This is a genomic window from uncultured Brevundimonas sp., assembly GCF_937870815.1.
Taxonomy (GTDB): domain Bacteria; phylum Pseudomonadota; class Alphaproteobacteria; order Caulobacterales; family Caulobacteraceae; genus Brevundimonas.
Map to the genome: position 1 here is coordinate 1 of NZ_CALMZS010000061.1, position 5,852 is coordinate 5,852.

7 protein-coding genes and 2 pseudogenes are annotated in these 5,852 nt (G+C 69.9%); 2 read left to right on the top strand and 7 right to left on the bottom strand.

The window, feature by feature from the left end; genetic code table 11:
• The 4 genes and pseudogenes from Q0588_RS03880 to Q0588_RS03895 all read right to left on the bottom strand — a co-directional run.
• Nucleotides 1-568: pseudogene (locus Q0588_RS03880) on the bottom strand (transposase); the annotation flags it as partial.
• A gap of 404 nt (nt 569-972) precedes the next feature.
• Nucleotides 973-2,358: an amidohydrolase family protein gene (locus Q0588_RS03885; RefSeq protein WP_298743951.1), complete on the bottom strand. Its 1,386-nt coding sequence runs from the start codon at nt 2,356-2,358 to the stop codon at nt 973-975.
• Nucleotides 2,358-3,827 carry an amidohydrolase gene (locus Q0588_RS03890; RefSeq protein ID WP_298743953.1) on the bottom strand — a complete coding sequence of 490 codons (1,470 nt, stop codon included), beginning with the start codon at nt 3,825-3,827 and terminating at the stop codon, nt 2,358-2,360. The genes Q0588_RS03885 and Q0588_RS03890 overlap by 1 nt, the downstream gene beginning before the upstream one ends.
• Before the next feature lie 82 nt (nt 3,828-3,909).
• Entirely contained in the window at nt 3,910-4,188 is a 279-nt protein-coding gene (locus Q0588_RS03895; protein ID WP_298743955.1) for a DUF167 domain-containing protein, read from the bottom strand.
• 98 nt (nt 4,189-4,286) lie between these two features.
• Here Q0588_RS03895 and Q0588_RS03900 point away from each other — a divergent pair, with 98 nt between their 5' ends.
• Both Q0588_RS03900 and Q0588_RS03905 read left to right on the top strand, forming a co-directional pair.
• The gene (locus tag Q0588_RS03900) at nt 4,287-4,637 is read left to right on the top strand and encodes a metalloregulator ArsR/SmtB family transcription factor (protein WP_298743957.1); all 351 of its coding nucleotides are present in this window, start codon (nt 4,287-4,289) and stop codon (nt 4,635-4,637) included.
• Complete coding sequence (locus Q0588_RS03905; RefSeq protein WP_298743960.1) at nt 4,630-5,103, top strand: SRPBCC family protein; 474 nt, start codon at nt 4,630-4,632, stop codon at nt 5,101-5,103. Before Q0588_RS03900 ends, Q0588_RS03905 begins: the two co-directional genes overlap by 8 nt.
• A gap of 57 nt (nt 5,104-5,160) precedes the next feature.
• Here Q0588_RS03905 and Q0588_RS03910 read toward each other — a convergent pair whose 3' ends face one another.
• The 3 genes and pseudogenes from Q0588_RS03910 to Q0588_RS03920 all read right to left on the bottom strand — a co-directional run.
• Entirely contained in the window at nt 5,161-5,397 is a 237-nt protein-coding gene (locus tag Q0588_RS03910; protein ID WP_298743962.1) for a DUF4926 domain-containing protein, read from the bottom strand.
• Nucleotides 5,390-5,737 carry a DUF6883 domain-containing protein gene (locus tag Q0588_RS03915; protein WP_298743964.1) on the bottom strand — a complete coding sequence of 116 codons (348 nt, stop codon included), beginning with the start codon at nt 5,735-5,737 and terminating at the stop codon, nt 5,390-5,392. The genes Q0588_RS03910 and Q0588_RS03915 overlap by 8 nt, the downstream gene beginning before the upstream one ends.
• A gap of 4 nt (nt 5,738-5,741) precedes the next feature.
• Nucleotides 5,742-5,852 (bottom strand): annotated as a pseudogene (locus Q0588_RS03920) (electron transfer flavoprotein subunit alpha/FixB family protein); the annotation flags it as partial.

The window sequence follows — 5,852 nt, forward strand, 5'->3', positions numbered from 1 at the left end:
CCGCGACGATGACGGCCACCGAGACGATACGGCCGTTCTGGCGGACCTTGATGTAGAGCCTGCCCCCGCGAAGGCGGGGGTGGCGTCGATCCACAGATACGGCCAGTCGCCCTCGATCGGCCGGTCGAGGAAGGCTTTCACGCGAACGTCGATCTCTTCGCACAGCCGGCTGACCTGGCTCCTGGAGATCCCGCTCATGCCCATGGCCTGGACCAGGTCATCGACGGAGCGCGTCGAGATGCCCTGGATGTAGGCCTCCTGGACAACCGCCGTCAGCGCCTTCTCCGCCAGCCGCCGAGGCTCCAGAAAGAAGGGGAAATAGCTGCCCTTGCGCAGCCTGGGGATACGCAGTTCCACCGTCCCGGCGCGGGTCTCCCAGTCGCGCTCGCGGTAGCCGTTGCGCTGGACCAGCCGCTCCGGGTTTCTTCTCGCCGTGCGCCGCCCCGGTCAGGCCGCCCACCTCCAGCTCCATCAGGCGCCGGGCGCCATAGCCGATCATCTCGCGCAAGAAGCCGGCGTCCGGGCTCTTCTCCATCAGCGCCCTTAAGGTCATCATGTCGTCGGTCATCTTCGGTTCCTTGGTTGGGGTTGCATTCGCAAACCCGACCCTACCGAAGAACCGCGGATGACCACCGCAGCGCCGCTCACTCGCTACGGCGCCCCGTGATGGGCGCGCTTCGCGAGCGGCGCTGCTACCACCGGCGAGTTACACCACGTCCAGGGACACGACCGGGAGACGCAATATATCGATGGCGGGATATCGATGGCGGGGCGAGGGCCCGCGGAGGGCCGGTGCGGGCTCGCCCCCGTCGTGTCCGTCGTGCCTTCGCCGTGGTCGTCGTGACGAACCAGCCGGCGGCGACCGTCGTCGAGGCGCAGTGCGCCCCTCATCCGCCCCTCCATCATCCTTCGCCTGCAGCTGCGAATGATCCCCCGCCCGATCGCTGCGCGACGGGGAGGAGACGGGTCGCCCTACCGCCCGTAGGCCGGGGGCATGGGGCCTTCGCCGCCGCCGGCGTAGCGGTCGCGGAGCAGGAACTGGCGGCTGGTCGGGACCTGTTCGGCGCCGCCGATGAAGATGGTCTCGGCGTCGCTGAGCGGCTCCAGCGGGTCGCCGGACCAGATCACCACGTCGGCGGCGGCGCCGGGGCGCAGCTCGCCGAACTGGCCGGCCATGCCGAAGATGCGGGCCGGATTGACCGTGATCGCCTCGATCGCCGATTCATAGGGCAGGCCGTGCGAGACGGCGTTGCCGGCGTTGTAGCGGGTCTCGCGGGCGCGGTGGATCGAGCCTTCGTTGCCCTTGATGGCGATCAGCACCCCGGCGGCGTCCAGCGCCGCGGCGTTCTCCATCCGCGCCGCCCGGGTCTCGAGGCTGCCCGGCAGGTTGGAGACCGGATTCAGCAGCACCGGCGTGTTCGCCGCGGCGATCTGGCCGGCGACCAGCCAGCCCTCCTCGGCCCCGTCGAGGATGACCTTCACCCCCTCCTCGCGCGCCAGGCGCAGCACCTGCTGGATGTCGGCGGCGCGGTGGACCGTGACGATCAGCGGCATGGAGCCGTCGGCGACCGGGATCAGGGCCTCGAGATCGGCGCGCGACAGCGACAGGTCGCGCAGGCCGGCGCGGTCATAGGCGGCGCGGTTGCGGGCATAGAGGCGGACCTCGGCCAGGGTCTCCTTGAACTGGGTGAACTGGGCCCCGCGGGCGCCGCCCACGATGCCGGCCCCGGCCTCGCCGAACGGGGCGACCATGGCCACGCGCGGCCTGACCAGGATGTCGGTCCCGGCCGCCAGGTGGATGATCGCCGCCTGGCCCGCGAACAGGCCCGGCGACTGATAGCCGCCGTCGCCGACGCCGGCGAAGTCGCTGTCGTCGTGGGCGCGGCCGCCGCCGCCGCCCGCATGGCTGGGCACGACGACGGCGCGGGTGATGCCGCCCAGCCGCGCCACCGGCAGGGTGAAGGACCAGGGGTCGAGGCCGTAGCTGACATCGAATGAGGCGCTGATGGAATTGGCGGCGTTGGCCAGGTCGCCCGAGCCGGCGACCGACGAGACTTCCGAGCCGCCGAGACCGGAATCGACGGCGACGAGGCCGGGGGTCACCACCTTGCCGCGGGCGTCGATGATCCGGGCCCCCGCGGGGGCGGCGCCGGTCCCGACCGAGACGACGCGGCCGTTCTGGATCACCACCGTGCCGTTCTGGATCACCGAGGTTCCGGTCAGGACCCGGCCGCCGGTGATGGCGACGGTTTCGGCGCCTGCCGCGCTTCGCGCTGGTTGAGGCGTGTCCTGGGCGAGGGCCGGCGAGGCGAGGACGGCCGCCGAGGCGGCGGCGAGGATGACGGTCCTGAGGCGCATCAGCGGGCTCCCTGCGGAACGGAGGCGGCGGACAGGCCGTAGCCGGGCTGGCCCAGTTCGAAGTCGGAGACCGGCTGATAGGCCGGGTCGAAGCGGTCGAAGGCGAGGCCGCCGTCGATGAAGACCTGGTCGGCGCGGGCGTAGACGCTGAACGGATTGGCGCTCCAGATGACCACGTCGGCGCGCTTGCCGGCCTCGAGCGAGCCGGTCTGGTCGGCGATGCCGAGCGACCGGGCCGGGTTGAGGGTGATCCAGCTGATCGCCCGCTCTTCCGGGATGTCCATGCCGATGCGGCGGCCGGCGGCGAGGGCGGCGGCGGCCTCCTGGTTGAGACGCTGGGTCAGTTCGGCGTCGTCGGAGTGGATCACGGCGCAGGAGCCGGGCGGCGCGTCGACGAGGGCGGCGTTGGCCTCGACGCCGTCGAGGGCCTCCATCTTGAAGCCCCACCATCCGGTCCACATGTCGGCGCAGATGCCCTCGCGGGCCAGCAGGGGCGCGACCTTATAGGCCTCGATGGCGTGGTGGAAGGCGGTGATGCGGTAGCCGAATTCCTTGGCGATATCGATCATCACCGCCATCTCGTCGGCGCGGTAGCAGTGGTTCTGGACCAGCACCGAGCCGTCCAGCACCCCGACCAGGGTGTCGAGCTGGAGGTCGCGGGTCGGCGGCGAGCCCTCGCCGTCCTCGCGCCACCTGTCCCATTTGGCCTTGTATTCGCGCGCGGCGATGAAGGCGGCGCGATAGCCGGCGACATTGCCCATGCCGGTGGCCGGCGAGCTGTTGCGGGCGCCGTAGACGCGCGACGGATTCTCGCCGCAGGCCATCTTCAGCCCATAGGGGGCGCCGGGCATCTTCATGCCCTGCATGGTCACCGAGGGGATGTTGCGGACGGTGACGCCGCGGCCGCCGAACAGATTGGCCGAGCCGGGCAGGATCTGGAGGGTGGTGACGCCGCCGGCGCGGGCGGCGTTGAAGCCGGGGTCCTGGGGCCACAGCGAATGCTCGGCCCAGACCTGGGCGGTGTTCGGATTGGTGGCCTCATTGCCGTCGCTCATGCCCTGGACGCCGGGCGAGGGATAGACGCCGAGGTGGCTGTGAGTGTCGATGACGCCGGGGGTGACGAAGCGTCCGCTGGCGTCGACGCGGCGGTGGCCGGCCGGGATCGGGGTTTCCGCCCCGCCGACCGCGGCGACGCGGCCGTCGGTGACCACGACCACGCCGTCATCGATGCGCCGGCCGGCTCCGTCGAACACCGTGCCGCCGACGACGGCCAGGTTGTCGCGCGGCAGGCCGCGATAGGTCGAGGGGAAGGGGTCGGGGTTGGCGGCCGCGTCGAGGCCGGCGGCCAGGGGGCCCCGGGCCTTGTCGCCGTCTCCGTTCGAATCGTCGCTTCCGGTGGTGGCGCAGGCCGTCAGGGCCGCGCAGGCCAGGGCGGCGAGGCCGGCGCCCCGCAGGCGTTGAAGTCTCATTGAAGCAGTCCCCTGATGCGCCCTCGGCGCCGGTCGGGGGGATTACAAAGGCTTCCCCCGCACGGCGACAAGGGTGGAAACATTACAAACCGGTAAGGCGGCCCTTCAGGTCGTCGAGCGACAGGCCGTCGATGCGGATCATCTTGGTGCGCGACTGGCCGCCACGGTCGAGCGACACCGCCGATTTCGGCACGCCGAGGGTCTTGGCCATCAGCTTCAGCAGGGCGGCGTTGGCCTCGCCCTCGACCGGGCGGGCGCGGACCCGGACCTTTAGGACGGGTCGCCCTTCGGCGTCCACATCCCAGCCGTCGACGCGGTCGGCGGCGGCGCCGGGTGTGAGGCGGACGGGGAGATTAGCCATGGGCGACGGGAAAGCAGAGGGGAGGCGGAAATTCAACGGCGGCTTTGCATTCCTCGCCCCCTTGCCTGACGCCGATCCGCGCGCTAACACTATACCATATGGTTCAGCATTCTACAGATCGCCTCAATGACTCCTTCTCCGCGCTCTCGGACGCCACCCGACGCGGCGTTCTGGAGCAGCTCGGCCGGTCGGACGCTTCGATCACGGAGCTTGCCGACAAATTCCACATGACCCTCACGGGGATGAAGAAGCATGTCGGCGTCCTGGAGCAGGCCGGGTTCGTCACGACGCAGAAGGTCGGGCGCGTGCGGACCTGCCGGCTGGGCCTGCGCAGGCTCGAGGAAGAAGCCGCCTGGATCGAGACCTACCGCCAGCTCTGGACCGCACGCTTCGACGTGTTGGACGGGGTTATCGAGGACCTCAAACGCAAGGAAACAAGCGATGACTAACCCCACGACGATAGAACGGAAGTCAGAGCGCGAGCTCGTCGTCACGCGAACCTTCAACGCCCCGCCGCGCATCGTGTTCGAGGCGTGGACGAAGCCCGAGCTGATGAAGCGGTGGTGGGCGCCGAAGTCGATCGGCGTGCCCCTGCTGTCCTGCGAGATGGACGTTCGTGTCGGGGGCGGCTACCGCTTGGAGTTCGGGCACGACGCCTCGGAGTCGATGGCGTTCGTCGGCAAATACCTCGAAGTGCTGCCGCCCTCGCGCCTGGTCTGGACGAATGAGGAAGGCGAAGACGGCGCCGTGACCACGGTGACCTTCGAAGAAAGGGACGGCAAGACGCTCCTGACCCTCCACGAACTCTACCCCTCGAAGGAAGCCCTCGACGCCGGCCACGGGGCGGAGGAAGGGATGCCCGAACAGTTCGAACAGCTGGACGAACTCCTGGTCACCCTGGGCGCAAGCGTGTGACCAGGAGGGCGCGGGCCCGAAGGCGCCGCGCCCGTCTCGATCCGCCTTGACCAAGGCCTAGCCAGCGGCGCGCCGGTCCGCCTTGCCGGTCCGATGGTCGGCGATGCGCCAGACCACCTCGATCTCGTCGACCGGAAGGGCGGTCATGACACGGGTGCTCCCGTCGGGATTGACGAACTCGACCTCACAGGCCTCGTCGCCGTACACCAGCACGACGGCGCCCTCGTCCCCAGCCTTCAGGCCGAGATCAGCGCGTTCACGCTTCAGGGCGACGACGTCCAGTTCCTCAATCATGGGAGAAAGATAGCACGAAAGCGGTGGTCAGATAAGGCGGACCGCCAGCCTCGCGGATCGTCCAGCCACTGCGCACGGTTCGCTCACGGCCCGCGTGGCCGAATCGGAAGTCGATTCGATAGTGGTCGCCGTAACGATCGCGCCGGACCAAGGCGGCGTCCTGCACCCGCGCGGCCGCGATCAGAGCGTCCTTGAGCAGATCGGCGTCGCGCGCGGTCAGGCCCAGGGCAGCGGAGAACACGCGCGCCTTCGGCCCGCCGATGCGGTGCGTCACATCGAGGCAATAGGCTTCGACCTTTCCCGGAGGAATGATCGCATCCTCGCCTCTCGGCAGCTTCACCGCCTCAGCCGAGCGCCTTCATCAGCTCCGGCACGGCGGTCCTGTAGTCGGCGACCCAGCCGAAGTCGGCGACCTGGAAGATCGGGGCGTCGGCGTCCTTGTTGATGGCGACGAT